This is a genomic window from Lentzea sp. NPDC058436, from assembly GCF_042721515.1.
Taxonomy (GTDB): domain Bacteria; phylum Actinomycetota; class Actinomycetes; order Mycobacteriales; family Pseudonocardiaceae; genus Lentzea.
On sequence record NZ_JBHXLF010000003.1, the window covers coordinates 684,283 to 709,795 of the forward strand.

Sequence of the window (25,513 nt, forward strand, 5' to 3'; positions counted from 1 at the left end):
ACGTGGGCGAGGGGCTCGTGCCGGGCGTGACTGGGGTGCCGGCTGGAGGTCACCAGCGAGGTCCGGTGCCACGGCTGTGTCCGGACCGCTGGCTCAGTTGGCCGGCAACGGCTCCGCCGCCACGACAGGTTCGCGCCGTCTGCTCAGGTGGCCAGCAGCGCCTCCAGGGCCCGGGCCGTGTCCGGGTGGCGGCTCAACAGCGCCACCCCGCTCGGCGCCGCCTGCCACGCGCCCTCGCAGCCCAGCAGGTCCGCCAGCGCGTCGCAGGTCGCCGGGTGGGCCGCCAGCAGCGCCAGGCCCGTGCCGGTCGTCCTGCGCACCGCTGCTGGTGCGGGTTGGTCGTGCCAGGGCGGGGTCCACTCGTCCAGTGCCGGGAGCCTGCCCGGGAACAGGCGGCCCGCCTCGCGGATGAGCAGCGGGACGAACTGCGCGCCGCGGGAGCGCAGGGTGCTGATCAGGCTGGGCAGCCACGGGAGCAGGAGTGGGTCCGGGAGGTGGGCGAAGGCGTTGGAGATCGTCTCCACCACGAAGTCCACCAGGCTCGGCACCGGCTCCAGGGCGTGCACGAAACCGCTGAGGTAGCGGGGATAGCTGGGCAGCGACAGCGGGTTGCGCAGGAGGTCGTCGCACCGGGCGCGCAGGTCGGCTCTGGACAGGCCTCCCAGGTGGACCTGGGCGGCCCACAGCAGGGCCACCTTCGACGGCTCCTCCGGGTGGGACTGGGCCACGGCCAGTTCCAGCTGGGTGCGGTCGCAGCCCAGGGACAGCGCCAGGGACTCCATGCTGAACAGGAAGCCGAGCATGGCGGCCACCTGGTCGACGCCCGCCTCCTCGTCGGTGAACGCCGTCGGCAGCAGGGTGCAGTAGTGGGCGTAGCCGGTCCTGACGAACGACTCGATCCACTGCGGCAGAACGGGTTCGTTGGTGCGGTAGTAGGCGAGCAGGCGGCGTGAGCGGCGCAGGACCTCCGGCGCGCCGTCGACCGTGCGTTCGGCGGACAGCACCTCCAGCGCGCGGATGCCCAGTTCGCCCGCCAGGCGGGGGCTGTGCAGGTAGCGGATGGCGTCCTCTACGGCTTCGAGGACGGTCGCGGTGGTGGCCTGCGGGTCGTAGGCGTTGCGGCGCAGGCGTTGTTCCACCACCTGCTCGATGCTGACGCCCTCGTAGCCCAGTTCGATCAGGGACCGCTGGTGGGTGCCGAGGGCGAGGTCCCAGGACTCCTGGATGGGACGTTCGCCCAGCTTCCGCTCGCCCATGATCGGGCGCGCGGCACCGTGCGGCAGCAGGTAGCGGAGCATCCACAGCAGGTTCGAGCAGGGTTCCAGCTCCGGGTGGGAGGCGATGTCGAGCAACGCCCGCTGCACGCCTCGTTGCTGGAGCTTGAGGTCGAGCGGGGCGAGGCGGTCGTGCACGTCGCGGGCCAGGGGTGGCAGCGCGTCGTAGCCGACCTGGCCGATGCGGTCGCCGCCCATCATGATCTCGACCAGGCGCCGGACGTCGCGGCGGCCGGGGACCACGTCCTTCTCGATGCAGGTGACGGCCGCGTCCTGGAAGTCGTACGGCGTCGGCCTGGCCCGGTCGCGCAGGCCCGCCAGCAGGATCGACGTCTCGAAGACCGCGATCGCGTCCGCGGTGGAGGCCAGATAACCGTTGCGGCGCGCGGCGCGCACGATCTCCACCGACCAGCCCAGCAGCTCGGCCTCGTCGAGGCGGTCCAGCACCGGCGGCCTTTGCAGGAAGCCGGAGAGCTGGTCCGCGGCGGCGAGTTCGGCTGCGGGACCCGGTAGCGCGGCGGGCTTCTTGGCCTTCTTGCCACCGGCCTGGCCCGCGAGCTGGAACGGCTTCACCTTGGTGCGCTTCAGGTTCTTCGCCCACTCGGTGGCCGCGATGGACACCGAGCCCGCCGCCAGGCCGAACTGCGCCTCGATCGCCGCGTGGCTCGACGGGATCAGGCCGTGCTGCCACTTCGTGGCGCTGCGCGGGCTGATCACGAACCCTTCGTTGCCGTCCACGCCGAACTCCGCGACCCGGCTGGCCGCGTGGAAGGCGCCGCAGACGTACAGGCAGTCGGCCGGGTCCGCGCCGGCCGCGGCCAGGTGCTCGCGCATCCGGGTCCACATGTACCGCTCGCGGTCCTCGTCGACGCTCACCCGGTGCGGATCGCCGGGCGCGAGCCGCCGGAACAGGCTGCCGATCAGGAACATCACCTGGCGGTACGTGTCGTGGTCGCTGTCGCCGAGCGGGAGCTCGACGTACTGGTGCCACCACTCCGACCAGTGCCGCACCTTGCCGTGGTGCAGCAGGTGCTCCTCCAGTTCGGCGAAGCGCGGCCGCAGGTCGCCGATCTCCACGCCGACCGCGTCACCGTGCAGCGCGTCCTCGTCCGCGTGCCTGCTCTCCGGCGGCTGCCACTGGAACACGTGGTCCGACGACCGGTCCACCAGGACCAGCTCGACGCCCGGCGTGTCCAGCGCGTACGCGATCGCCTGGTACTCCGCGGACGCCTCGGTGATCGGCGCGACCACCGACAGCGGTGCCCACTCGGCCGGGAATCCCTCGACCTCGCTGGAGAACGACTGCACCGCGACGGGAAGACGGCAGTTGCGCAGCTCGGTGAGCAACGGCGCCATGTCCTCGCACAGCTCCAGGTAGATCACCTTGGGCTGCTTGTCCCGCAAGCGGCGGGCCATCGCAACGGCGGAGGCCGGCGAGTGGTGGCAGACGGGGAAGATCTCCAGCGGTTCGGAGACCGCGCGGTCGACGTCGTCGACCATGCCGAGCAGGATGCCCTCCAGGGCGCCCGGACCGTCGGCGAACGTCGTCGCCGCCTCGTTCAGCTGCGTGCGCAGCGACTCGAAGCTCACGAGAGGGTGGCGATCGTGTCGCGGCCGCCGGCCAGGAACTCCGGCCACTCGCCGCCCTCGTCCTTGCCGCGCGGCTCGACGACCCCGTGCAGGTACTTGTTCATGATCGCCAGGTCTTCCGGCGCCCGCCTCGACAGCGAGCCCACGAGCGAGGAACCGAGCGTGCGCGCGGTGAGCGCCTGCTCGCCGAAGAAGTTGCTGTGCAGGATGGCGTCCTCCAGCACACCGATCTGCTCCGCGGTGGAGAGCGCGGACTCGAGCTTCTCGTCGTCGCTGCCCGCCGCGGCCGACGCGGCGCGCAGGTCGGCGAAGCTGCGCAGCAGCACGTCCAGCAGGGTGGGCGGCACGTCCAGCTCGATCTGGTGCCGGCGCAGCAGTTCCTCCGTGCGGAACCGGACGATCTCGGCCTCGCTCTTCTTGTTCGTCACCACCGGGATGCGGACGAAGTTGAACCGCCGCTTCAGCGCGGACGACAGGTCGTTGACACCCCGGTCACGGCTGTTCGCGGTGGCGATCACGGAGAAACCGGGCTTGGCGAACACGATGTTGTCGTTGTCCAGCTCCGGCACCGAGATGTACTTCTCGGACAGGATGGAGATCAGCGCGTCCTGGACGTCGCTCGTCGACCGGGTCAGCTCCTCGAACCGTCCGATGGTGCCGGACTCCATCGCGTTCATGATCGGCGACGGGATCATCGACTGGCGCGACTGGCCCTTGGCGATCACCATCGACACGTTCCACGAGTACTTGATGTGGTCCTCGGTGGTGCCCGCGGTGCCCTGCACCACCTGGGTGGAGTTGCGGGAGATCGCGGCGGCCAGCAGTTCGGCCAGCCAGCTCTTGCCGGTGCCGGGGTCGCCGATCAGCAGCAGGCCCCGGTCGGACGCCAGCGTGACGATGGCGCGCTCGACGATGCTCCTGTCGCCGAACCACTTCTGCGCGATCTCCCGGTCGAGGCCGTCGGACCGCTCGGCGCCCAGGACGAACAGGCGGATCATCTTCGGCGACAACCGCCAGGAGAACGGCTTGGGGTTGTCGTCGACCGACTCCAGCCAGTCCAGTTCCTCGGCGTACTTGAGCTCGGCGGGGGCGCGCAACAGGTCGGACATGTGCTTGTGATGCCTTTCGGGGAAGTCTGCCGGGAAGTCAGATGGTGAGGAACGTCTTCAGCTCGTGAACGAGCTTGCGGATGTGGCCGGAGAGCACCGGGGTGCCCAGGTCCTTGAACCGCTCGCGGAACCACGGGTTCACGCTGCCGCGGCCGGCGCTGGTCACCGAGCCGACGGGGATGAACTTGGCGCCGGAGCGGTGGATGGCCGCCATCGACTCGTAGAGCTGCTCGCAGTGGGACTCGTAGAAGTCGGAGATCCACACCACCACGGTGTTGCGCGGCTCGGCGATCTTCGGCTGGGTGAGCGCCATCGCCACCGTGCCGTCGGTGCCGCCGCCGAGCTTGGTGCGCAGCAGGGTCTCGAACGGGTCCGCCACCCACGGGGTCAGGTCGAGCGCCCTGGTGTCGTAGGCGATCAGGTGCACGTCGACCTTGGGCAGCCCGGCGAAGATCGAGGCGAGGATGGTGCAGTTGACCATCGAGTCGACCATGGAGCCGGACTGGTCCACCACCGCGATCAGCCTCTGCGGCGTGGTCTTGCGCGCGGTGTGCCGGTAGTAGAGGCGGTCGACGTAGAGCCGTTCCTCCTCGGGGCTCCAGTTCGTCAGGTTCTTCCAGATCGTGCGATCGAGGTCGAGGTTGCGGAAGACCCGCTTGGGCGGCACCGACCGGTCCAGCGCGCCGGCGGTGGCCTTCTGCACCTGGGTGCGCAGCACCTCGGCCACCTCGTCCACGAAGCGGCGGATCAGCGACTTGGCGTTGGCGAGCGCCACTCCGGAGAGGTTGTCCTTGTCGCGCAACAACTGCTCGATCAGCGACATGCTCGGCGTGAGCTGGGCGGCGAGCGCCGGGTCCGCCAGCACCTCGCGCAACCGCATGCGCTTGACCAGATCCGCTTCCAGGGCACCGAGTTCCGGGCCGATCTGCGGGATCAGGGTGCTGAGGTCCGGCGTTCCCGAGTCGACTCCGGTACCGGTCTGGCTCGCCTGGCGGCCACCACCGCGCAGTTGCCCCGGCTGACAGCCCAGCGCCCGTTCGAGCCAGCCCGCGTCGGACTGCCACCGCGCGAGCTGCGCGGCGCTGACGTTGCCGGATCCCGTGCCGTAGACGTTCAGCAGCACCTTCGACACCAGTGCGGCGCGGCGCACCTCGGCCGACCTGTCGCGGTCCTCGTCGGACCGCGGGACCATCACGCCGTCGAACTCGGCGGCGAGCTCGGGGTGGCGTTGCACGATCGAGTCGACGCCGGCCTGCTGGTCGAGCAGGGCGGGCGGCAGGCCGATGTCCTGGAGCACTGCCAGGCTCGCGGACTCCAAAGTGGACTGTTCCTCGTGGTCGAACAGCCTGGACAGCAACCGCCAGTACAGGACCTGCCGGCGGTTCTCCTGTGCGTCGGTCATTTGCGCAGCAACCTTCCCGCGCGCTCGCGGAGCACGGTCGCGGCGTCGGTGGCGGCCTTCTCCGCCTTCACGCCGGCCTTGTCCACCGCTCCGCCCGCCCACGCACCGGCGTGCAGCGACGCGGTCTTCTTGCGCGCGGTGGTCTCGACGGCGAGCGGCTGGACGCGGAACGTGCCGGCGTCCCAGCGCAGCAGGCCGATGCAGGCGTTCGACGCGGCCACCGCCTCCGGGGTGAGCGGCCCGGCGGCCGGCACCCTGTCGGTGTCGACGGTGATGGACTTCCCGGTGAGGGAGAAGGTCAACGCCTCGTCGGCCTGCTCGGCGGTGTACCCCTCCAGGAACACGGGCACGGCGATGCGTGCCGGGTGCCGGTCGAGAGGTGCCGTCGGCAGCGCGTTCGCGGCAGGCAGGACGACGCGCGCGGTGGCGAACGGATCGGCGGGCTCGCCGGGTTTCGCGTGCTCGTCGCGCCACAGCAGGTCGCCCTCGGCGGTGACCGGCATGTCGGTGAGTTCCATGGACCTGCCCTCGCTGACGGCCGTCAGCAACGACATGTGCGGCCTCAGCACCTGCCAGATCCCGGCGCCGATGATCGTGTCGGGCTTCGGCGCGGACACGCTGGCCCGCACCAGGTACGGCGTGCCGCCGTCGGCCGGTTCGAACACCGCGTGCACCTGGGCCTGCGCGGCGGTCGCGTGCTCGTGCAGGTCCACGCCCAGCGGCAGCAGCCGGCCGGTCACCGTGCTCGTCGTGGTCTCCGTCGCGCCGGGCAACGTCAGCAGCAGCGCGCGTGACCACAGATCTCCCCAGCGGCGCACCGGAATCCGCTCCAGGGCGGCCCCGGGACACGACGCCGCGAGCTCGGCCGCGAACCCGTCCAGCAGCGCGGCCAGGCGACGCAGACGCGGCTCCGGCAGCAGCGCGGAGATCACCGGTTCGGCCCCGGACACCAGGTCGTGGTCGATGCCCTGCCACCCGGCGCGCGCCAGGTCGGCGAGCCAGGACCGCGCGGCCAGCAACAGGTTCTCGGCCTGCCCGCCACCGGACACCGGCTCACTCGTCCCGGCCTGCGCTCGTCCGGTCGCCTGCTCGATCCGCGCCATCAACGCGTCGTGCACCGAACCGAACAGCGCCATCCTCGCCGCCGCGAGGGAGAGGAAGTGCTCCTCCCCCGCGGCGCCCGCGGCCGCCTTCTCCGCGGCCTCGGCCACCTTCGCGCTCAACGGCGACGCCGCCACCGCGTCGGCGAGCGCGGCCAGCCCTTCGGCCTGGGAGGCCTGCGGCCTCAGGAGCCCGCCCACCAACGCCTGGTCGGCGCCGGCGACGACCGCCAGCACCTCGTCGACCCCGTCGACGGGATCGGCCAGCAGATCGGCGCGCATCACACCACCACCCTGGTCGGCGGGAACCACTGCAGCTCCGGCAGCGGAGCCGTCGTCGCGGGAAGCTCCACATAGGCCAGATGCCGCAGGAACCGGCTGAACACCTGCGCCGCGGCGGCGTTGCCCGCCTGCGACGGCCGCGCGCCCAGCATCAGCGAGTAGATGGCCTGCGCGTCCATGTCCGCCGCGTCGACGCGCAGGTACCGCGCCACCCGCTCCACTCCGTACTGCAGCACCGCCTCGGTGATCAGCGCGGAGATGTGGTTGCAGAACGACCCCCGCGCCCCACCGCACGGCCGGTTGTTGTTGGTGCTGCAGGCGAACTCGTAACTACCCGCGGCGACGGAGGAGACGTACACCCGCTCGATGTCCGACCCGCTGGACACCACCCCCTGCAGCCGCCCGTCCGCCAGTTCGACGAACGGCACCTTGGCGAGCTTGCGCGGCCGGGCGGGCGGCAACACCCGCGCCGTGCTCGCGCTTTCCCAGTCTGACAACGATTCCTCTCCTTGCCCCCGAGCCGGTCGATCCGCCTGATCGGCGGTGCACGACGAACGTTAGCGAGCACCACCGACAATTTTCGGCCGATCGGGCTGAGCTGGGAGAAGAGAGTGGACGCGGACGGGCGAAGCGAGAGGAGGGCACCTGCCGAACGGCCCGGCTAGTGCATCGCGTCGAGCAGGGCGTGCGCGGCCTTGGTCAGCGAGGCGCTCGCCGCCGCCCAGTCGACGTCCTGGCTCCAGGAGCTGAGCAACGTCACCACGTAGGTGTCACCGAGCTCGACCAGACCGGTGCTGTTGAGCACCCGGCGGCCGTCCGAGCTGCCCCAGCCCTGCTTGACCGCCCACGTCGCGTCCGGCATGCCGCTGGGAATGCCGAAGTGCTGGTCGAAGCCGTCCGCCGCGGCACGTGGTGCCTCGGCCATCGCCGACGTCAGGAGTTCGCGGTCCTCGGCACCCAGAACGCCGGCGATGTGGCGGTAGACCGCGGAGACGTCCGCCGCCGACATCGCCGTGCTGCCCCACTGGCCCGCGGCCGCCGGTGGACGGGTGTTGCGCAGGCCCAGCGCCTTGACCTGGCGCGTGACGATCGCCGGTCCGCCACCGCTCTGCCACAGGCGGCTCGCCACGCCGTCGTCGCTGCGGGCCAGCATCGCGGTGACGTCGTTCTCGACGCTGCCGGAGTTCGACGACGTCCTCTGCAGCAGGTCGAGCGCGATGAGCAGCTTCACCACCGAGGCCGTGGGCTGGGCGAGGTCGCCCTTCCAGGACAGGGCGGTCGCGCAGGTGTCGAGGTCGACCACCTCCATCGAGAGCACCGGGTCGTGCCCGACGCCCAGCAGCTCCTGACGCGCCTTCTCCAGGGCGGGCACCGCACCGGCGGCCGGTGTGAACTGGGTGCAGTCCGTGCTCCAGTCCGGACCGGACCGGCCGATCACCACTCCCAGTACCGCGACCAGCACGATCGCCAAACCCGTTGGCACGACCCACTTCTTCCGGCCGCGCCGCTTCCGCAGGGGCTGGGTGACCATCTCCGACACCATTTTGCGGGTCGGCAAATCCGCATTGCTCTTGATGACCATGATTCCTGCCCCCGCAGAAGACGAAAGGTGAACTACTCGGTCCGCAGCCCCAGGGCTCCTGTCGCCCTTCTCAGCGCGGGCAACGTCAGCGCGGTGACCAGCACGACGAGCCCGACGGAGATGCCGGTGACGACGCCGATGCCCGTCCAGTCGTAGGCGACCTCGGCGCCGAACGACCTCGTGACCAGCACGCCGAGCAGGACGCCGGTGCCCACGGAGACCACCGTGGAGATCACCAGCGGGATCGCGTTCTGCCACACCAACGAGAGAGCGAGCGTGCGGCGCGGCACACCGCTGGCCGCCATCACGGCGAGCGGGCGGCGGCGTTCCCGCACCTGTTCCAGCGCCACGACCAGCAGCGACGCCCCGGCCAGCAGCAACGTGAGCAGCGCGGCCGCGTACAGCGCCCTGCGCACCGCCAGGAACACCTGCTCGGTCTCGGAGGTGTTGTCCTGTCCGATGTAGAGGGTGTGCACCCGCCACGAGTAGGGCGCCAGTGCGTTGCGCACGTGCTCCGCGACGTCCGGCCTCGTCGTGTCCATCTCGGCCTGGATCTCGGCGTAGGCGTGGGTCAGGTCGACGCCCTGGGCGGCGGCCGGGGTGGTGAAGATGCCGAGCAGGGGTCCCCTCGCGCTCTCCATCGCCGGCACCGTCCACGAGGCACCGGTCTTGCCGAACGTGAGTGTGTCACCGGTCCTGGGGTCGCCCTGGCCGCTGGCGAACGGGACGAGGTAGCTCTTGCCGTCCGTGCAGTCCGAGGCGTTCACCAGGGACTTGAGCGCGTCGCACGTGCCGACCGTGATGGAGGTGTTGTCACCGTCGGGCGTCATCGCCTGCACGCGCCGAAGGCTGTGCACGTCGAGCACGCCCGGCGTCCTGGCCAGCACGTCCGGCAGGTCCGGGAGCGGCGTGGACGCGTCCACCGAGACGGTCAGTGAGTGGTTGTCCGCCGACCGCGCGTCCTCGGCCTTCACGTCCAGCTCGACGCCGGCGAGGATCACCTGCAGCGTCACGGTGCCCGCGAGCACCACCGCCACCCCGCCGACCACACGCGCCGCGGTACCGGCGTCGAGCTGCAACCGGCGCACGGCCAGCTGCAACGCGGGCGTCGCTCCGCTCATGCGGTAGACGACCAGCTCGACGAGCCACGGCAGCAACGTGGGCACGGCGAACATGAGCAGGACGACACCGAGGACGATCGGGTACTCGTCGGCCTTGGCCCCGTTCGCGAACTTGCCCGCCTGGCTCGCCAGCAGCGCCACGCCACCCAGTGCCGGCACGACCCGCCACCACAGCCTGCGCCGCACCGGCTTCTGCTCGCGCACGACGCCGAGCGGTTCGATGATCGTCCGGCGCATGGCGAACACCGAGGTCAGCACCGCCAGCACCGGCACGGCGACGACCACGACGAGCGTCAGCGGCAGCGTCGGCGTGAGGTCGCTCGGGAAGGACGCGACCTCGGGCAGCGGGATGTCGTCGGCGAGCGGCCTGATCGCGAACATCAGTCCGAACCCGACGGCGAGACCGACCACCGCACCGGCCAGCGCCTCACCGGACGCGATCAGCCGCACCCGCGTCGCACCGGCCCCGACCAGCCGCAACGCCGCCAGCCTGCGGTCGCGCTGAGCGGCGGCGAGCCTGGCGGAGACGCTGACGAACACCAGCACGGGGAACAGCAGCACGACCGCGCCGACGATGCTGAGCAACGCCAGGACCGTCGGCAGCGATCCACCACCGCCCTCGTGGCCGAACGAGTAGACCTGGTTGCCCTCGCTCGGTTCGATCTTCGCGTCACCGGCGAGGAACCGGAGGTCCAGCGGACCGTCCATGCCCTCCTGGGTGAACGTGCCGACGACCTTCTGCGGGAACCGCGGTCGCAGCAGTTCTCCTTCCGGGCTCGCGAGCAGGGCGGCGAGCCGAGGCGACACGATGATCTCGTTGTCACCCGGCAACCGGTCGACACCGGGCGGCTTGGGCGCGTCCGGCACGAGTGCGCGCACGTACTCGCCACGGACGTAGTCGGCCCGGTACGCGACCGACCCGTTCTCCAGCAGCAGCGGCGCGGGCCCGGTGCCCTCTTCCACGGCGTAACGGGCGTCCTCGCGCAGGTCGCGGTTGCCGAACGCGGTCGGGATGGACGCGGCGAGCAGCAGCACCGCCACGCACATGCCGATCCCGAGGCCTTGGAGCAGCAACCTCGCCCAGGACTTCCGGCTGCCCCCGACAGCCAGCCGGACCCCCAGGGCGAGGTCGCTCAGCACGCGGTTCACCTGACGAACTCCACGTCCCGCGAACGGCCGTCCCGCACCACGACCTCGCGGTCCGAGTACGCGGCGACCCGTGCCTCGTGCGTGACCAGGACGACGGCCGCGCCGGTCTCCCTCGCCGCGGTGGTGAGCAGGTGCATGACCCGCTCGCCGTTGAGCGAGTCGAGAGCACCGGTCGGTTCGTCGGCGAAGATCACCTTCGGTGCCGTGACCAGCGCACGGGCGACCGCGACGCGTTGTCCCTGGCCACCGGAGGTCTCACCGGGCCGCTGGTCGGCGACGCCGTCGACCTCCAGCCGGGCCATCCACTCCCTCGACGCCCGCTCGGCGTCCCTGCGCTTCATGCCGCTCAACCGCAACGGCAGCGCCACGTTCTCCAGGCAGGTCAGCTCCGGCACGAGCTGGCCGAACTGGAACACGAACCCGAACTCGGTCCGCCGCAGCTCGCTGCGGGTGCCGTCGTTCATCGTGGTCAGCTCGCGGTCCCGGTAGGTGACCGTGCCCGAGTCCGGCGGCAGGATGCCCGCGAGGCAGTGCAGCAGGGTCGACTTGCCGGACCCTGACGGGCCCATGATCGCGACGACCTCGCCCTCGCGGACCGAGATGCCGGCGCCGTCCAGCGCGTTCGTCTTCCCGAACGCCTTGTACAGGTCCGTCGCGGACAGCAGCGCGGTCACCGGGCCACCTCCGCCGCCAGTTTGTCGACGCGGGCGGCGGTCAGCTCCAGCCACCGCAGGTCCGCTTCGAGGTGGAAGAGCGCGAAGTCGCAGATCAGCTGGTCGGCGAGGTCACCGTCGGTCTTCCGCCTGGTCAGCTCGCGCATCGTCCGCAGGTGCGCGGAACGCTGCGTGTCGAGCACCTCCGCCGCGCTGCGCCCCGACAGCAACGCCAGCACGACCTTCGCGTACAGCGTGTTCTGCAGGTACGGCTCCGGCTTCTCCGGGGTGCCGAGCCAGCGCTCCACGTCGGTGACGCCGGCGTCCGTGATCGCGTACCGCTTGCGCTCAGGACCGTCCCCCGCCTCGACGCCCGCCTCGCTCACGAGGCCGTTCTTCAGCAGCCGGGACAGGGTCGAGTACACCTGCCCGTAGTGCAACGGCCGGTCCTGCCCGAAACGCTCGTCGTAGGCGCGCTTCAGGTCGTAACCGTGCCTGGGACCGCCTTCTAGCAGGCCCAACAGCGTGTGTCCGATCGACATGGGAGCCACTATACACACTAGGTATACACATGGTGCATACCTGGATCGCGGGAGCCGCTCGCAGCTCCCGCGCCCCTGGTCAGGTCACTTCGCCGGCTTGTCCCCCGCGTGCTCGACGACGGCGGAGTCGACGGCCGAGAAGGAGATGTTCGTGCCCGCGGGCACGCCCTCGGCCGGCTGGAGGAGAACCCGCCGCGTTCCGATGTACCGGCCCGAACCGGGGTCGATGATGATGTCGTCGCGGGTCTTCTCGCCGGACACCCCGAGAGCCGTGCCGACCCTGCCGTCCAGGTTCGCGGCCGCCTCCACGACCCGCAGGCCGGGCAGGTTCAGCAACGCCTCGTAGAGCGCGGACCTCAGCTCCCGCGACGCCTCCGGTGACGCCAGGACGTGGCCGGCGTTGGACAGCGCGTTCTCCGCGTCGTCGCGCGAGTCGGTCCACAGGCGGTCGTACAGCGCCTGGGGTGAGGTCGGCAGCGAGGCGAGGAACCGCGGGTTCGGCTCGTGCCAGGCTCCGACCCGCTCGGCGCACGGCCTGCCCCAGTCGGGGTCACCGCCGAGGTCCGGGTTCATACCGGGGAAGTCGCCGCACGGACCGCGCCGCTCCTTCGTCGAGGCGTCCTCTGCGAACAGTCCGCCGTCGCCCTCGGACGCGGCCAGCTCCTCGCTCCCGACCAGCCACCGCCGGTCGAGGACCGCGCGCCGTTCCAGCCACTCCGCCGAGCGGTCGGTGGGGATCCACACCTCGTTGAGGTTGTGGAAGAGCACCGAGAGGGGCTTGCCGGTGCCGGTCGTCGCGCTGCCCAGGTCCCACGAGTGGGTCGCGACGTACTGGTACTGGCTCGCGGACGGCCGGGGCTGCGCGGTCGTGGCGGCGGCCGCCCGGCGCAGCGTCTCCGCGGCGCTCGCGGTGGTGCCCGAGTCGTCCGACCACAGGGCGGGAACGGCGATCAGGGACCCGGCGACGAGCGTCACCGCGGCGGCTGCGACCAGCCAGCGGTTCCGGGGCTTCTCCTCGGCGGCCAGCATCCGGGCGAGTGCGCGCTCACGGGCTTCCGCCGTGAACGCCGGGCCCTCCGGCTGGTCTCCGATCGCCCGGTCCAGCTCCTCTTCCGTCCACATCTTCTCAGTCATCGTTGTTCTCCAGGACGATGGCGGGGCACGCGGTGCGCAGCTGCTGCCGGACGCGGTGGAGCCGGGAACGCACGGTGCCGACGGGGATGTCCAGCGCCTGCGCCACCTCGGTGGTGTCCAAACCGGCCCAACTGGTCAGCAGCAGCACGTCGCGATCCCGTTGCTTGAGCTGCCTGACCGCCACTGCGAACTGACGTGCCTTGACCTCGGCGTCCACGGAGTCGACGACCCTGCCCTCGTGGCTGTCGCTCTCGCCGGCCTGCACGAGGCGCGCGTACGCCTCCCGTTCCCGCCGGCGACCGCGCAGGTGGGTGTGCAGGAGGTTGGTCGCGATGCCGAACAGCCAGGCCCGCGCGGAGCCCAGGGAGGGGTCGAAGCGAGCACGGCTGCGGATCGCCGAGACGAACACGTCGGCCACGAGGTCGTCCGCCGCCATCGGCACCCATCTGGCCAGATAGCGGTGCAACTCGTCGGCGTGGCGGGTGAACAGAGCTGTGAAGTCCTCCCCCGGCGAGGCCTCCGCTTCGGCGGGGCGTTGCGGGGGTGGGACTCCGTCCCGCGAACTACGGTTGATCACGGTCATCACACGAGTACTTGGCCGCAGCCGCCTTCCGCGTTCACGCCGGAGGGTCTTCTGCCCGGCACGGTACTCAGCGGCCGGTCAGCAGCACGACCTGAGGTCCCGCCACGGGCGTGGAGGCGGCGTGGGCGAGCAGTCCGGCAAGCCCGGCGGCTCCGGACGCCGACGCACGGACGCCCCGCCGTGCCAGGAAAGCCTGAGCGTCGACCAGGTCCGCGTCGCTCACCGAGTGCACGGCGCCGTGGGAGTCCGCGATCGAGACCAGGGCGTCTGGGCCGTGCAACGCGTGCCAGTTCACCAGCGGCTCGTTGTGCTCGGTGGTGGTCACCTCGTCGCCGCGCAACGGCCGGTACGGTCCCGGCCAGCTGGTCGCGACCGGGTTGTTGCCCGCGGAGCACACGCCGTGCACCGCCAGCGGCCACCCGAGGTCACGGGCCCGGCGGTGCGCGGCCACGACGGTCGTGCCGTTGCCGACCGGCACCCACAACGAAGCCGGTTCGCCGTCCAACGCGTCGTGCAGTGCGTCGACGACGTGGCCGTGGCCTTCGAGAACTGTGTCCTTGTAGGGGCCGTTGACGTTGCCGTCCGCCGCGCCGGTCGTCTCGGCGAGCCTGCTCGACTCCGCGACCGCGTCCTCGTACCCGCCCGGCACCTCGTGGACGACGGCGCCCGCCGCAGCGGCGAACTCCCCGCCGTCGCCCCATCCCTGCGGGATCACGACGGTGCACCGCAGACCGGCGGCGGCACAGGCCACCGCCATCGCGCGCCCGTAGCTGCCGCAGGACCCCACCACCACGTGGGTGTGCCCTGCCGTACGGGCGCGTTCCACGACCGCGCGCGCCGACGGTTCCTTGTGGCTGCCGGAGGCGTGCCGCGACTCGTCGGCCAGCAGGACGCCGGGCAGCGGGCCGTCCGCCAGGGGGATCAGCGACGGCAGGATGGTCCGGGTCATCGCGGAGTCCGTTCTGCGGCGGTGTGCGTGGCGAGGAGTGCGTCGGCCTCGCGCTGGAGGTCGTCGCGGCTGCCGATGTGCGCGGGCGGCAGTGCGTCGGGCAGCTCGTCCTCGATCAGGCGGAGCCTGCGGTTGACCCACCCGCGCAGGGCCCAGGCCAGCTGGAGCAGTCCACTGAGGACGATCAGCAGGCCGAGTCCCCGCCCGCCGAACGTCCCGGACGACTCCAGCAAAGGCTGGACGTAGCGCTCGGCCAGCGGCCCGACCACGAGGTAGCCCAGCGGCATCGTGAGCATCATCAGGGTGATGAACAGCGAGAGCACCCGGCCCTGCAGCTCCAGGCCGACCTTGCTCTGCACCACCGCGATCCAGTGGCCCTCCGCGAGGGACTCGCCGAACCCGACGAGGAACATCCCGGCGATGATCAGCGCGGGAACCGTGCTGATGCCGACGAGGAACATCGCGACGCTGCCGACGCACATCGCGGCGAGCATGCCGTGGGTTCGGCGGGCGGTACCGCCCCAGACGCCCATCAGGACGCTGCCGGTGAGCCCGCCGACACCGCCCGCGCCCAGCGCCAGGCCCATCACCGCGGCGGGTTGTTCCGCCAGCAGCATCGGGGTGATCACGGCGAACCCGAGCGTGTAGAAGACGTGGTCGATCACGAAGAACCGCAGCGCGGCCCGCAGTCCCGGCCTGCGCGTGATGTAGCGCCAGCCGTTGCGGATCTCCGTCCCGAACGTCTCCTCGCGGCGGCGGAACAGCAGGTTCGGGAACCGCACGAACAGCAGGGTGAGCGCCCCGGCGGCGAACGTGGCGGTGTCGACGAGCAGCACGCCCTCGATGCCGATCGGGCCGATCAGCGCGGCGCCGAGCATCGGTGAGAACACCACGCCGACACCGACTCCGAGCTGGCCGATGCCGCTCGCGTGCCCCAGGTACCGCTTCGGCACGAGCTGTGCGACCGCGGCCAGGTACGCGGGCCGCTGGAACGCGCCGGCGAGCGAGGTGACCGTGACGGCGACGTAGACGTGCCAGAGCTGCAGGCCGTCGGTCAGCATCAACGCGGCCAGCGTCGCCATGGAGAGGCCCGCCGCGCTGTCACTGGCGAGCATCACCCTGCGCCGGTCCCACCGGTCGGCGACGGCGCCCGCGACGGGTCCTGCGAGGATGCCCGGCAGCATGCCGATCGCACTCACCAGCGCGAACGACGTGAGCGACCCGGTCAGCTGCAGCACCCAGATGCTCAGCACCAGCGTGCTCAGCCCGCTGCCGACCATCGACAGCAGCTGGCCGGTGGCGACGACCGCGAACTTGCGCAGGTCCGGCTCGGCCACCGGCGCCGGAGCCGGCGGCACCGGGGTCTGCGCGTCGCCCGCCGCCAGCTTCCGCAACGCCTCGGACAACGGTTCCGCGTGGCTGCGGAGGAAGAAGTGCCCGGCGCCCGGCAGCACCGCGACGCTCAGCTCACCGTCGGTGAAGTGCCCCCACTCCCGGTGGCGCTCCTGGTAGTGCTCGGTCACGCGGTCGCGGGCGCCCACCACGGTGAGCACGGGTGCCTTGAGCCGCGCGAACTCCTGCCGGTACGCGGCGGTGAAGTACTCCTCGGCGGCGCGGGCGTCGTGGCGGACGTTGCGCAGCACGAACGACTTCTGCTCGGCGTCGAGGTCGGTGAACCCGCCCCTGGCGCGCAGGAACTCGAGGTACTCGCGGTCGGAGGTGAACCTGTCCACGGGCAGGGTGCGGTAGATCCAGTCGAACAATCGCCCCGGAAGGCGCGCCTCCGGGAACCCCGCCCCGAGCGCGACCCCGGCCAGTTCGATGCCCGCTGCCTCGGCCCTGCGCGCCGTCTCCACGGTGTAGGCAACGCCCTGGCAGTGTCCATAGAGGACGATCGGGCCGTTGATCGCCTTCATCTCGGCGACGACGAGGTCGGCCACGGCCTCGATGGACAGCAGTTCCTCGTCCGGCCGCGACACCTCGTGGCCGGGCAGTTCGACCGCGTGCAGCGCCCAGCCGTCCGGCAACGAGTCCGCGAGCGGCTGGTAGGCGACCGCGCTGCCGCCGTTGTACGGCACCGCGACCACGGTGTGCCCGCCGGCGGACGCGTCGGCGTTCGTCAAGCGGTGCAACAACTTCCGCTCGACCTCGCCGGTACGCCCGTCCAGGAACCGCGCGAGCCCGCGGACGGTGTTGTGCCGGTAGAACTCGACCAGGGTGGGCGCGGGGTCGATCCGCCGGACGGCCTTGAGCGCGCTGAACGAGTCTCCCCCGAGCGCGAAGAACGGGTCGTCGACGCCGAACTCGCTGATCCCGAGGACCTCGGCCCACACAGCCGCGATCCGCATCTCGGTCGCGGTCTCCGGCAGCACCAGCGACCCGGCCTCCGCCGGAGCGGGCAGGCGCCGACGGTCGAGCTTGCCGTTGGGGCTCAACGGCAACGCGTCCAGCTCGACGATCCTGGCCGGGATCATGTGCGGCGGGAGACTGTCCGCCAACGCCTCCCGCAGTCGTGCCTCGGTGACCCCGCCACCGGTCACGACGTACCCGACGAGCTGGGTGTACCCGGTGGACGACTGGTGCAGGCCCGCCGCGGCCGCCACGACGCCGGGCTGCGCGCCGAGGGCGACCTCGACGTCACCGAGCTCGATCCGGTAGCCGTTGACCTTGACCTGGTCGTCGAGCCTGCCGAGGAAGTCGACCGTGCCGTCGCGGTGGAACCGGGCCGAGTCGCCGGTGCGGTACATCCGGCCGCCGGTGAACGGGTCCGCGACGAACTTCTCCGCCGTGAGCTCGGGCCGGTCGTGGTAGCCCGGCGCGACACCGAGGCCGCCGAGGTACAGCTCCCCCACCACACCCGCCGGAACCGGTTGACGGTGCTCGTCGAGCACGTAGACCCGGTTGTTGGGGAACGGCCTGCCGATGGGCAGGGGCGCGTCGTCGGCGAGGTGCTCCGCCGGCCCGTCGAACAGGACGTTGTCGACGGTGACCTCGGTGACGCCGTACGAGTTCCCGACGCGGTTGCGCGGGCCGACGAGCCGTTGCGCCAGCCGGTACTCGCGGACGTGCCACTTCTCGCCGCCGCCGATCAGCAGGCGCACGAAGCTCAGGTCCTCGCCCGTCTCGTCGACGTGGTGCAGCAGGGCGCGCAGCACGGCCGGGACGAGTTCGGTGCAGCCGACCCGTTCGGCCTTCATCAACGCGAACAGGCCCGCGGGATCGAGCACCGCCTCCCTGGGCGCGACGACGAGACGGCCACCGCTGAGGTGCGCCCGCATGGTCTCGCCGACGAACATGTCGAACGAGAAACTGGCCGCCTGCAGGTACGTCCACCGAGGACTCAGGCAGTACGCGGCACGCCACATGCCGGCCGCGTGGACGAGGTTGCCGTGCGTGATCACGACGCCCTTGGGCCTGCCCGTGGAACCCGACGTGTAGATGACGTACGCAGGGTCGTCGGCGTTGCCGCACAACGGAAGGTCGCTGTCGTCCTCGGAACCGGTGTCCTCGGCCAGGTAGCCGTCGTCGATGACAATGGCCGCGCCGCTGTCGGCGAGCATGTGGTCGAGGCGGTCCCGCGGGTAGGACGGGTCCATCGGCACCCAGGCGCCACCCGCCTTGAGCACCGCCCACATCGCGACGAACAGCGGAACCCCGCGGTCGAGGTGGATCGCCACCCGGTCCCCCGGCGTGACACCTTCGCGCCGCAACCGCCGTGCCAGCCGGTTCGCCCGGCGGTTCAGCTCGCCGTAGCCGATCGTCTCGGCGCTGAAGGTCAACGCCGGGGCGTCCGGGGTGTCCTGCGCGTGTCGTTCGAAGAGCTGGTGCACCGCAACGACATCTGGCACAGGGGCAGTGATGTCGTTCCACTCGTGGACGATCCGGTCGTGCTCGGCGGCGGTGAGCAACGGGAGCCGGGTGATCGGCGTGTCCGCACCGGAGATCGCCGCGTCGAGCACCGTCAGCAGGTGGTCGAGGAACGCGTCGATCCGTGGGCGGTCGAACAGTTCGGTGGCGAAGTCCGCGTGCAGCACCGGACCGCCGGCCGGGAAGTCGATCGAGAGCGAGAGGTCGGCCATCAGCGCGACCGGCGCCAGTTCCCCGGCGTAGCTCAGCACGCCGTCCTGCGGCGCGGGAGTGTTGTGCACGGTCAGCATCACCGGGCTCAGCCGCCGCACGGCCAGCGCCCGCATCAGGTCGGGCAGCACGAGATCCTGGTGGTCGAGGTCGCTCAGCACGGCCTCGCGCACACGTCCCACCAACTCCGCGAACGACGGCTCGCCGGTGACGTCACCGCGCAACGGCAGGGTGTTCAGCGCCGGTCCCACGAACGACGCCAGCTCGCTCGCCGCCCGCCCGGCCACCGGGGAGAGCACGGTGACGTCGGCGGACCCGGTGTAGCGCCGCAGCACGACCTGAAGGCCCGCCAGGACGACCATGAACAGGCTGGCGCGCTGTTCACCCGCGTAGCCGCGCAGGCGGTCCAGCAACGTCGGGTCGAGCGGGCGGACGATGCGTTCGGAGGCGTAGGTGCGCGCGACCGGCCGCGACCGGTCCGCCGGCAGGTCGAGTTCGAGATCCGCGTCCGCCAAGCGCTTCCGCCAGTACTCGACGAGCACGGCGTTGTTGTTCGCCTCGGCATCGCGAGCGGCGAGATCCAGCGCGGGCAGGGCCGGCAGCGCGGTTCCGGAGTACAACGCGGCCAGGTCCTGCGCCACCACACCGGCGGACCAGCCGTCGAAGGCGAGGTGGTGCACGAGGAGGACGAGCTCGTCGCCGTCCAGGAACGCGTGCGCCACCGGGCCTTCGCGGTGGTCGACGCCGCTTCGGTCGGGCAGGCCGCGCGTCAGCGGGATGGCCCCGGCGGAGTCGATGACCACGTGCGGTTCGGTGCCGCTGTCGGGAAAACGCCCGCGCAGCAACGGATGCCGCCGCGCCAGCGCCGCCAGTGCCGACGTCAGCGCGGCCTCGTCGACCGGCGCGGTGAAGCGGTACCGGATGCCGAGCGTGTACACCGGCAGGTCGCACAGCTCCTCGGCCAGCCAGTAGTCGCGCTGCATCGGGCTCAGCGGGTGCGGAACACCTTCTGCCAGCACGGGATGCGCGGAGGTGGTGGCGCCGGACGAACCAGTGATCACCGCGGCGAGCGCGGTGACGGTCGGGTCTGCGTACCAGCGGCTCAGCGTCAGCTCGGCGCCGTACCGCTGCCGGACGGCGGAGATGAGCCGAACCGAGTCCAGCGAGTCCCCGCCCAGCACCAGGAAGTCGTCGGCGGCACTCGTGACTACAACGCCGAGCACCTCGGCGAAGAGGTCCGCCGCACGCCGTTCCGCTTCGGCCAGCTCGACCTCCGGCGACTCCTCGACCGGTTCTGCCGCAAGAGCCGCCTTGTCGATCTTGCCCGCCGGGGTCAGCGGGAACCGGGGATGCCGCACCAGCACGGCGGGCACGAGGTGGTCCGGCAGTTCCAGCGCGAGCTCCGCGCGCAGGGCCGCGAGGTTCGTCGCATCGGTGACCACGTGCCCGACGAGCCGCGCGCGACCGGTGCTCCGGTCGACCAGCACGACCGCGTCGGTGACGTCGCCGAGCGCGCGCAACGCCGCTTCGGCCTCGCCCGGTTCGACCCGGTGGCCCCGGATCTTCACCTGGTCGTCGAGGCGCCCGAGGAACTCCAGCTGCCCGTCGGACGACCAGCGCACCCGGTCTCCCGTGCGGTACTCGCGCACGCCGCCGGGTCCCTCGACGAACCGCTCGGCGGTCAGCTCCGGCCGGTTGAGGTAGCCGTCCACGACACCGGCGCCGCCGATCAGCAGCTCGTCGCCGGCCCCGATGCGGCACGTGACGCCGGGATGAGGTGTGCCGATGGGCACGACCTCGCCGGACCACTCGGTGACGTCGCCGGCGGTGGCGCCGACCGTGGTCTCGGTGGGGCCGTAGGTGTTGAACAGCCGCGTCGCGGTGCCCACGGCGGCCTGCCACTGCCGCACGGCGTCGGGTCGCGCGGTCTCGCCGCCGATGATCACGCAGCGGATCGACGACGGCAGCGCGGCGTCGCCCCGGTCCAGCGCCGCGACCAGCTCGTGCCAGTACGCGGTCGGCAGGTCCAGCACGGTGATGCCGAGCGCGCCGCAGCGGTCGAGGAACAGGTCGGGCCTGCTGATCATGTCGTCGTCGCGCAGGACCAGCGTCGCCCCGCGGATCAGCGTGCAGAAGATCTCCTCGACGCTGGTGTCGAAGCTCAGCGACGCGAACTGGAGCACGCGGTCGGCGGCGGAGAAGGCGAACCTGTCGGCGAACACGCGGGTGAAGTCGCGCAGGTGACGCCGCCCGACCAGGACGCCCTTGGGCCGGCCCGTCGAGCCCGAGGTGAAGATGACGTAGGCGGGATCGTCCCGGGAGACGCTGCCGGCCAGCGGCAGCACGCCGTCCTGCGTGACCAGGGCGCTCGGGCGCGTCTCCTCGATCATCATCGCGAGCCGCGCGTCGGGGTAGAGCGGGTCCAGCGGCACGTACCCGGCGCCGGCGCGCAGCACGGCGAGCGCGGTGACGACGAGGTCCCGGCCGCGCGGCAACCGGATCGCCACGAGGTCGCCCGGCAAAACACCCTCGTCGGCCAGTCGTCCGGCCACGTCCTCGACCAGCCCGACGAGCTCGGCGTACCCGACCTCACCCTCCGCGTCGACCAGCGCGACGGCGTGCGGGGCCAGGGCGGCGTGCGAGGTCACCTGCGACCACACCTCGTCGTCCACAACGGACGGACGCGTCGCGACCTCTCCCGGCGAGATCACATCGACCAGCTCGTCGGCGAGCGGTCCCAGCGGTGGGCGCGCAGCACGTCGACCAGCTCCGCCGGCAACGGGCCGAGGCCCGACACCGCGAGGTTCGCCCGCACGTGCTCTGGACGCCGCATGCCGGGGATGACCACGGACACGGCGGAATGGTGCAGGATGAACCGCAAGGCCATCTCCGGCAACGACATGCCGTCCGGCAGCACCTCGCGCAAAGCGTTCACGCGCCCGACGGTCGGCAGCAGGTTCTCGGGTCCGAAGTAGACGGCACGCCAGTCCTCGTCCGGGAAGACGGTGTCCGCGTTCAGGGTCCCGGTGAGCGAGCCTTCGTCGAACGGGACGCGGGCGATGATCGCGATGTCCTCCTCGGCCGCGCGCGGGAACAGCTCGTCCTCGGGCGCCTGGTCGAAGACGTTGTAGATGACCTGGATCGCGTCGACCAGCCCGGTGTCCAGTGCGGCGAAGCAGTTCGCGGGCTCCCAGCGGTTGACGCTGATGCCGAACCCGTCGACCAGCCCCTCCTCCTTGAGCCGCGTGACGACGCGCTGCCAGCCGGGTTCGGCCGCCCAGCGGTCCTCCCAGACGTGGAACTGCAGCAGGTCGATCTTCTCGACGCCGAGGTTGTCGAGGCTGCGGCGGGTGTAGTCGAGCACGTGCTGCTCGGGGAAGACGTCCTCCAGGGTGTCCTGGGGACGCGGCGGCCACTCGCGGTTGAGCGGCGGGATCTTGGTGGCCAGTCGCAACGTCCGGTCCGGCTGCCTGCGGCGCAGCTCACCCAGCAGCTCCTCGGACTTGCCGCGCCCGTAGACCCAGGCCGTGTCGAAGAAGTCGCACCCGAGTTCGACGGCGAGGTCGAGCGCGGTGGGAGCGGTGTCGTAGTCCCAGCCGGTGAACCCGCCGGGGCCACCGCCGATGCCCCACATGCCGTAGCCGATCTCGCCGACCTCCCAGCCCAGCCGCCCCAGGGTGCGGCGCCGCACCAACGGCTCCGCGTGGCTCTCGCTCATCACTTGCTCCTCGTCACGCACGGGCGGGCTTCTTCGGTCGCGCGTCCGACACGGCGAACAGCGCGGGGTTGTCCTGCAACAGGTCTTCGAGCACTCGGCGCACGACGTCCTCGTCTCCTGCGGCACCGGCACAGCGGTGCTCGACGATCGCGAGCAGCGTCGCGAGGTCCGCGTCACCGGACCGGCGCAGTTCGCCGAGGAAGCGCAGGCACGACACCGGGGTGGCGTCGGTGAGGTCGCCGAAGTGCACGCTGCCGTCGCGGAACAGGTGCCAGGCCCTGCCCCACGCGGCCGGGTCGGCGACCGTCTCGACAACGGCGCGGGCCACCTCGTCGACCGGGCTCACGTCGGACCGGATCGCGGCGTCCGGCACCACGCCCAGCCGGTCGAACGCCTTGAGCAGCAACGTGGTCAGCGCCGCCGGGTTCGGCACGGGCACGTCGGTCGCGGGCATGACCTCGCCCAGCCGCAGCACCGTCACCGGCAGGTCGGTCGCGGCACGCACGAGCCGTTCGGCGACCCACTTCGACAGGCTGTAGCCGCTGGACGGCGGCGTCACCCCGGCCAGGTCCACGTGCTCCGGAACCATCCCGGGGACGCGCAGCGCGTGGTCGTGCAGCACACCGAGGGTGGAGACGTGGTGCAGCGGAACGCATCCCGCCGCCCGGGCGAACCGGATGACCTCCGCCGTGCCGAGGACGTTCGGCTCGCGGTGCATCCGGTAGTCGTAGAGGAGGTTGACCAGCGCTCCGTTGTGGACGATCAGGTCGCACTCGGCGGCGAGCGCGCGCCAGCGTTCCGGGGTGAGCCCGAGGCCGGGTTTCGCCAGATCTCCCGCGACGGCGGTCATGCGGCTGTCCGGGAGCCCGAGGCCCTGTGCGGCGAGAGCGGCCAGCACACGTCGTTCGGCGTGGGCGTCGTCGTCGCCTCTCACCAGGCACACCACCGCCAGGTCGGTCCGCTCCAGCAGCTCGTGCAGCAGCCGAGCCCCGACGAAGCCCGTAGCTCCCGTGAGCAGAACAGTCCGAACAGGACCGTCGGCGGGTTCGGAGCGCAGCCCTCGGGGTGTGGCCGTCAGGGCGGCGAGATCGGCGGTCGCCAGGTCGGCCTGAGAAGGAACGGCGACGCCGTCGGTCGCGCGGCGGGCCAGCAGGATCCGCAGTTGTGCGGCGGTCGGGTGGTCCACCAGGTCGCGCACCCCGACCTCGACCCCGGTCAGCTCGCGGAGCCCGAGCACGGCCCTCAGCGCCCGCAACGAGTCACCGCCCGCGGCGAAGAAGCCGTCCTCGGCGGTGAGAAGGGGCCGGCGGAGGACTTCGCGCAACAACGCCAGAACCGGGTCGGCGTCGTCGGACGGCTCGCCGGACAGTTCCAGCAGGTCGGCCAGGCGACGGCGGTCGATCTTGCCGGGACCGGTGAGCGGCATCTGGCCGACGTTCACCACGCGCGAGGGCACGGCACCACGGGGAAGCCTCGCCCGCAGGACGTCGAGCACGTCGCCGGAGGTGGCCGTGCCGGTCATCGCGAGCACGAGCTCCCGGTCACCGGATGCCCCGACGACCATGGCCACCGACTGACGAACGCCCTCGCACGCCAGGGAAACCGCCTCGACCTCACCCGGCTCGACGCGCACGCCGCCGATCTTGATCTGGTGGTCGATGCGCCCGGCGAAGCGGAAGCGCCCGTTCTCGTCGAGCCGGCCGAGGTCGCCGGTGCGGTACATGGCGCGCTCCGCGCCGAACCAGTCGCTGGTGAAGAAACGCGCCGCCGTGCGGTGGGGTTCGCCGTGGTAACCCGCTCCGACGCACGCGCCGCCGATGACGATCTCGCCGGTCGCTCCCGGTGGCAACGGCCGCCCGTCGACGTCGACGACCACCGCGACGCAGTTGTCGATGGGCCGTCCCAGCGGGATCTCGTCGCCGTCCTCGGCCCTGACGTCGTGGAAGATCATGCCGATCGACGCCTCGGACGGCCCGTAGGCGTTGCTGACGCGCAGGCCGGGCAGCAGCTCCCGCAGCCGGTGCACGTCCTGGGGGATGATCTGCTCGCCGCCGACCACGACGTGCCGCAGCGACCTCAGCCGTTCCACGAGGGCGGGCCGCTGCTCGACCAGCGCCAGCAACGCGCTCAGCACCGCCGGCACGAAGTCGGTGACCGTCACCCCGTGGGCCTCGACGAGGTCGATCGTGTGCTCCAGGTCGAGCAGGTCTCCCGCGTCCGGCACCACGGTCGTGCCACCGGTCGTCAGCGGCCAGAAGATCTGCCAGAACGCCGAGTCGTAGGTGTGCCGGGTGCTCTGCAGGACCACCTCGCGGCCGGACGGGGGCTCGCCGAACCAGCGGTCCATGAACGACAGCCGGTTCGCCAGGCCGCCGTGCAGGTTCACGGCGCACAGCGGCGTTCCGGTGGTGCCGGAGGTGTAGATCCCGTAGACGACCTCGGCCTCGCCGAGATCCGGCGCCTCGCCCTGGACGGGCTCGCCGGGATCGGCCGGGTCGACCAGGAGCGCCCTGCCGCGGTGGGCGACCGGCACGGCCTCGGGGTCGACGCACACCACCGGCCCGCCGACGAGGTCGAGCACCTGCGTGATCCGCTCCACCGGCCAGCGCGGGTCGATCGGCACGTACCCGGTTCCCGCGAGCATCACCGCGGTCCACGACACCGGCAGGGCGAGGCCGTCCGCGACCAGCACGGGCACCAGTGACCCCGGCGTGGTCACGGCGCGCAGCCGGGAGGCCAGAGCGGTCGCCTGGCCGAGCAGTTGCCCGTAGGTCAGCGTGCCGTCGCCCGCGTGCACGGCCACGGCGTCCGGACGGGACGCGGCCGTGTCCCAGATCCGCCGGGGCACGCTGCGGTACGGCCCGTGGTCCACCTCGACGCCGGCCAGCTCACCGAACACGGATTCAGCGACCTTTTCGGACATTCCAGCCGCCGCCGGGGACTCGTTCAGCAGCTCTACGCACATCTCGGCGACCGCATGGATAGCGCTTTCCCACAGGTCTCCCAACGGACAGGTGACCTCAAGCCCCTGAGGCCCCACCCGCACGGCCGGCCCAGGACCGCCGTCGCCGTCACGCGAACCGACGACGACCTCGGAACCAGGCTCCTCGAACACCTCCAGTTCGCGGTCGAGCCGCCGCGCCACCTCTGCCAGCACCCGCACCACCGCTTTTCCCGGTGGGACAACGGATCCGGGCAGCGGTCGACGCACCTGGCGCGCCGGTCTCTGTGGCATGGGTGCCACACAA

At 71.6% G+C, this 25,513-nt stretch carries 15 protein-coding genes; all 15 read right to left on the reverse strand.

Annotated elements, in window-relative coordinates:
• Positions 1-143: 143 nt before the first annotated feature.
• The 15 genes from ACFWN2_RS16990 to ACFWN2_RS17060 all read right to left on the reverse strand — a co-directional run bounded on the left by ACFWN2_RS16990 (position 144) and on the right by ACFWN2_RS17060 (position 25,422).
• Positions 144-2,864 carry a DUF5682 family protein gene (locus ACFWN2_RS16990; protein WP_382428419.1) on the reverse strand — a complete coding sequence of 907 codons (2,721 nt, stop codon included), beginning with the start codon at positions 2,862-2,864 and terminating at the stop codon, positions 144-146.
• Positions 2,861-3,973, reverse strand: coding sequence for an AAA family ATPase (locus ACFWN2_RS16995; RefSeq protein WP_382428420.1), 1,113 nt, complete (start codon positions 3,971-3,973; stop codon positions 2,861-2,863). Before ACFWN2_RS16995 ends, ACFWN2_RS16990 begins: the two co-directional genes overlap by 4 nt.
• Before the next feature lie 37 nt (positions 3,974-4,010).
• The gene (locus ACFWN2_RS17000) at positions 4,011-5,375 is read right to left on the reverse strand and encodes a VWA domain-containing protein (RefSeq protein ID WP_382428421.1); all 1,365 of its coding nucleotides are present in this window, start codon (positions 5,373-5,375) and stop codon (positions 4,011-4,013) included.
• On the reverse strand, positions 5,372-6,787 hold the full coding sequence (locus tag ACFWN2_RS17005) for a hypothetical protein (RefSeq protein WP_382428422.1): 1,416 nt from the start codon (positions 6,785-6,787) through the stop codon (positions 5,372-5,374). Before ACFWN2_RS17005 ends, ACFWN2_RS17000 begins: the two co-directional genes overlap by 4 nt.
• Positions 6,757-7,254: a hypothetical protein gene (locus ACFWN2_RS17010; RefSeq protein ID WP_382428423.1), complete on the reverse strand. Its 498-nt coding sequence runs from the start codon at positions 7,252-7,254 to the stop codon at positions 6,757-6,759. The genes ACFWN2_RS17005 and ACFWN2_RS17010 overlap by 31 nt, the downstream gene beginning before the upstream one ends.
• 164 nt (positions 7,255-7,418) lie before the next feature.
• Positions 7,419-8,288, reverse strand: coding sequence for a hypothetical protein (locus tag ACFWN2_RS17015; protein WP_382428424.1), 870 nt, complete (start codon positions 8,286-8,288; stop codon positions 7,419-7,421).
• Positions 8,289-8,371: 83 nt separating this feature from the next.
• Positions 8,372-10,609 (reverse strand): FtsX-like permease family protein, encoded by a 2,238-nt coding sequence (locus ACFWN2_RS17020; RefSeq protein WP_382428425.1) that lies wholly within the window; start codon positions 10,607-10,609, stop codon positions 8,372-8,374.
• Positions 10,606-11,283: an ABC transporter ATP-binding protein gene (locus tag ACFWN2_RS17025; RefSeq protein ID WP_382428426.1), complete on the reverse strand. Its 678-nt coding sequence runs from the start codon at positions 11,281-11,283 to the stop codon at positions 10,606-10,608. Before ACFWN2_RS17025 ends, ACFWN2_RS17020 begins: the two co-directional genes overlap by 4 nt.
• Positions 11,280-11,804, reverse strand: a complete 525-nt coding sequence (locus ACFWN2_RS17030; RefSeq protein WP_382428427.1) for a PadR family transcriptional regulator — start codon at positions 11,802-11,804, stop codon at positions 11,280-11,282. Before ACFWN2_RS17030 ends, ACFWN2_RS17025 begins: the two co-directional genes overlap by 4 nt.
• 84 nt (positions 11,805-11,888) lie before the next feature.
• Positions 11,889-12,938, reverse strand: coding sequence for a CU044_5270 family protein (locus ACFWN2_RS17035; protein ID WP_382428428.1), 1,050 nt, complete (start codon positions 12,936-12,938; stop codon positions 11,889-11,891).
• Positions 12,931-13,521, reverse strand: a complete 591-nt coding sequence (locus ACFWN2_RS17040) for an RNA polymerase sigma factor (protein WP_382428429.1) — start codon at positions 13,519-13,521, stop codon at positions 12,931-12,933. The genes ACFWN2_RS17035 and ACFWN2_RS17040 overlap by 8 nt, the downstream gene beginning before the upstream one ends.
• 67 nt (positions 13,522-13,588) lie before the next feature.
• Complete coding sequence (locus ACFWN2_RS17045) at positions 13,589-14,470, reverse strand: pyridoxal-phosphate dependent enzyme (RefSeq protein ID WP_382428430.1); 882 nt, start codon at positions 14,468-14,470, stop codon at positions 13,589-13,591.
• Positions 14,467-21,258, reverse strand: coding sequence for an amino acid adenylation domain-containing protein (locus ACFWN2_RS17050; RefSeq protein ID WP_382428431.1), 6,792 nt, complete (start codon positions 21,256-21,258; stop codon positions 14,467-14,469). The genes ACFWN2_RS17045 and ACFWN2_RS17050 overlap by 4 nt, the downstream gene beginning before the upstream one ends.
• Entirely contained in the window at positions 21,255-22,265 is a 1,011-nt protein-coding gene (locus tag ACFWN2_RS17055; RefSeq protein WP_382428432.1) for an aldo/keto reductase, read from the reverse strand. The genes ACFWN2_RS17050 and ACFWN2_RS17055 overlap by 4 nt, the downstream gene beginning before the upstream one ends.
• A gap of 13 nt (positions 22,266-22,278) precedes the next feature.
• Positions 22,279-25,422, reverse strand: a complete 3,144-nt coding sequence (locus tag ACFWN2_RS17060; RefSeq protein ID WP_382428433.1) for an amino acid adenylation domain-containing protein — start codon at positions 25,420-25,422, stop codon at positions 22,279-22,281.
• Positions 25,423-25,513: the final 91 nt, after the last annotated feature.

Coding starts and splice junctions, on each gene's coding strand:
- ACFWN2_RS16995 (WP_382428420.1), bottom strand. CDS start 3,973: ATGTCCGACCTGTTGCGCGCCCCCGCCGAGCTCAAGTACGCCGAGGAA.
- ACFWN2_RS17000 (WP_382428421.1), bottom strand. CDS start 5,375: ATGACCGACGCACAGGAGAACCGCCGGCAGGTCCTGTACTGGCGGTTG.
- ACFWN2_RS17015 (WP_382428424.1), bottom strand. CDS start 8,288: ATGGTCACCCAGCCCCTGCGGAAGCGGCGCGGCCGGAAGAAGTGGGTC.
- ACFWN2_RS17030 (WP_382428427.1), bottom strand. CDS start 11,804: ATGTCGATCGGACACACGCTGTTGGGCCTGCTAGAAGGCGGTCCCAGG.
- ACFWN2_RS17035 (WP_382428428.1), bottom strand. CDS start 12,938: ATGACTGAGAAGATGTGGACGGAAGAGGAGCTGGACCGGGCGATCGGA.
- ACFWN2_RS17040 (WP_382428429.1), bottom strand. CDS start 13,521: ATGACCGTGATCAACCGTAGTTCGCGGGACGGAGTCCCACCCCCGCAA.
- ACFWN2_RS17045 (WP_382428430.1), bottom strand. CDS start 14,470: ATGACCCGGACCATCCTGCCGTCGCTGATCCCCCTGGCGGACGGCCCG.
- ACFWN2_RS17055 (WP_382428432.1), bottom strand. CDS start 22,265: ATGAGCGAGAGCCACGCGGAGCCGTTGGTGCGGCGCCGCACCCTGGGG.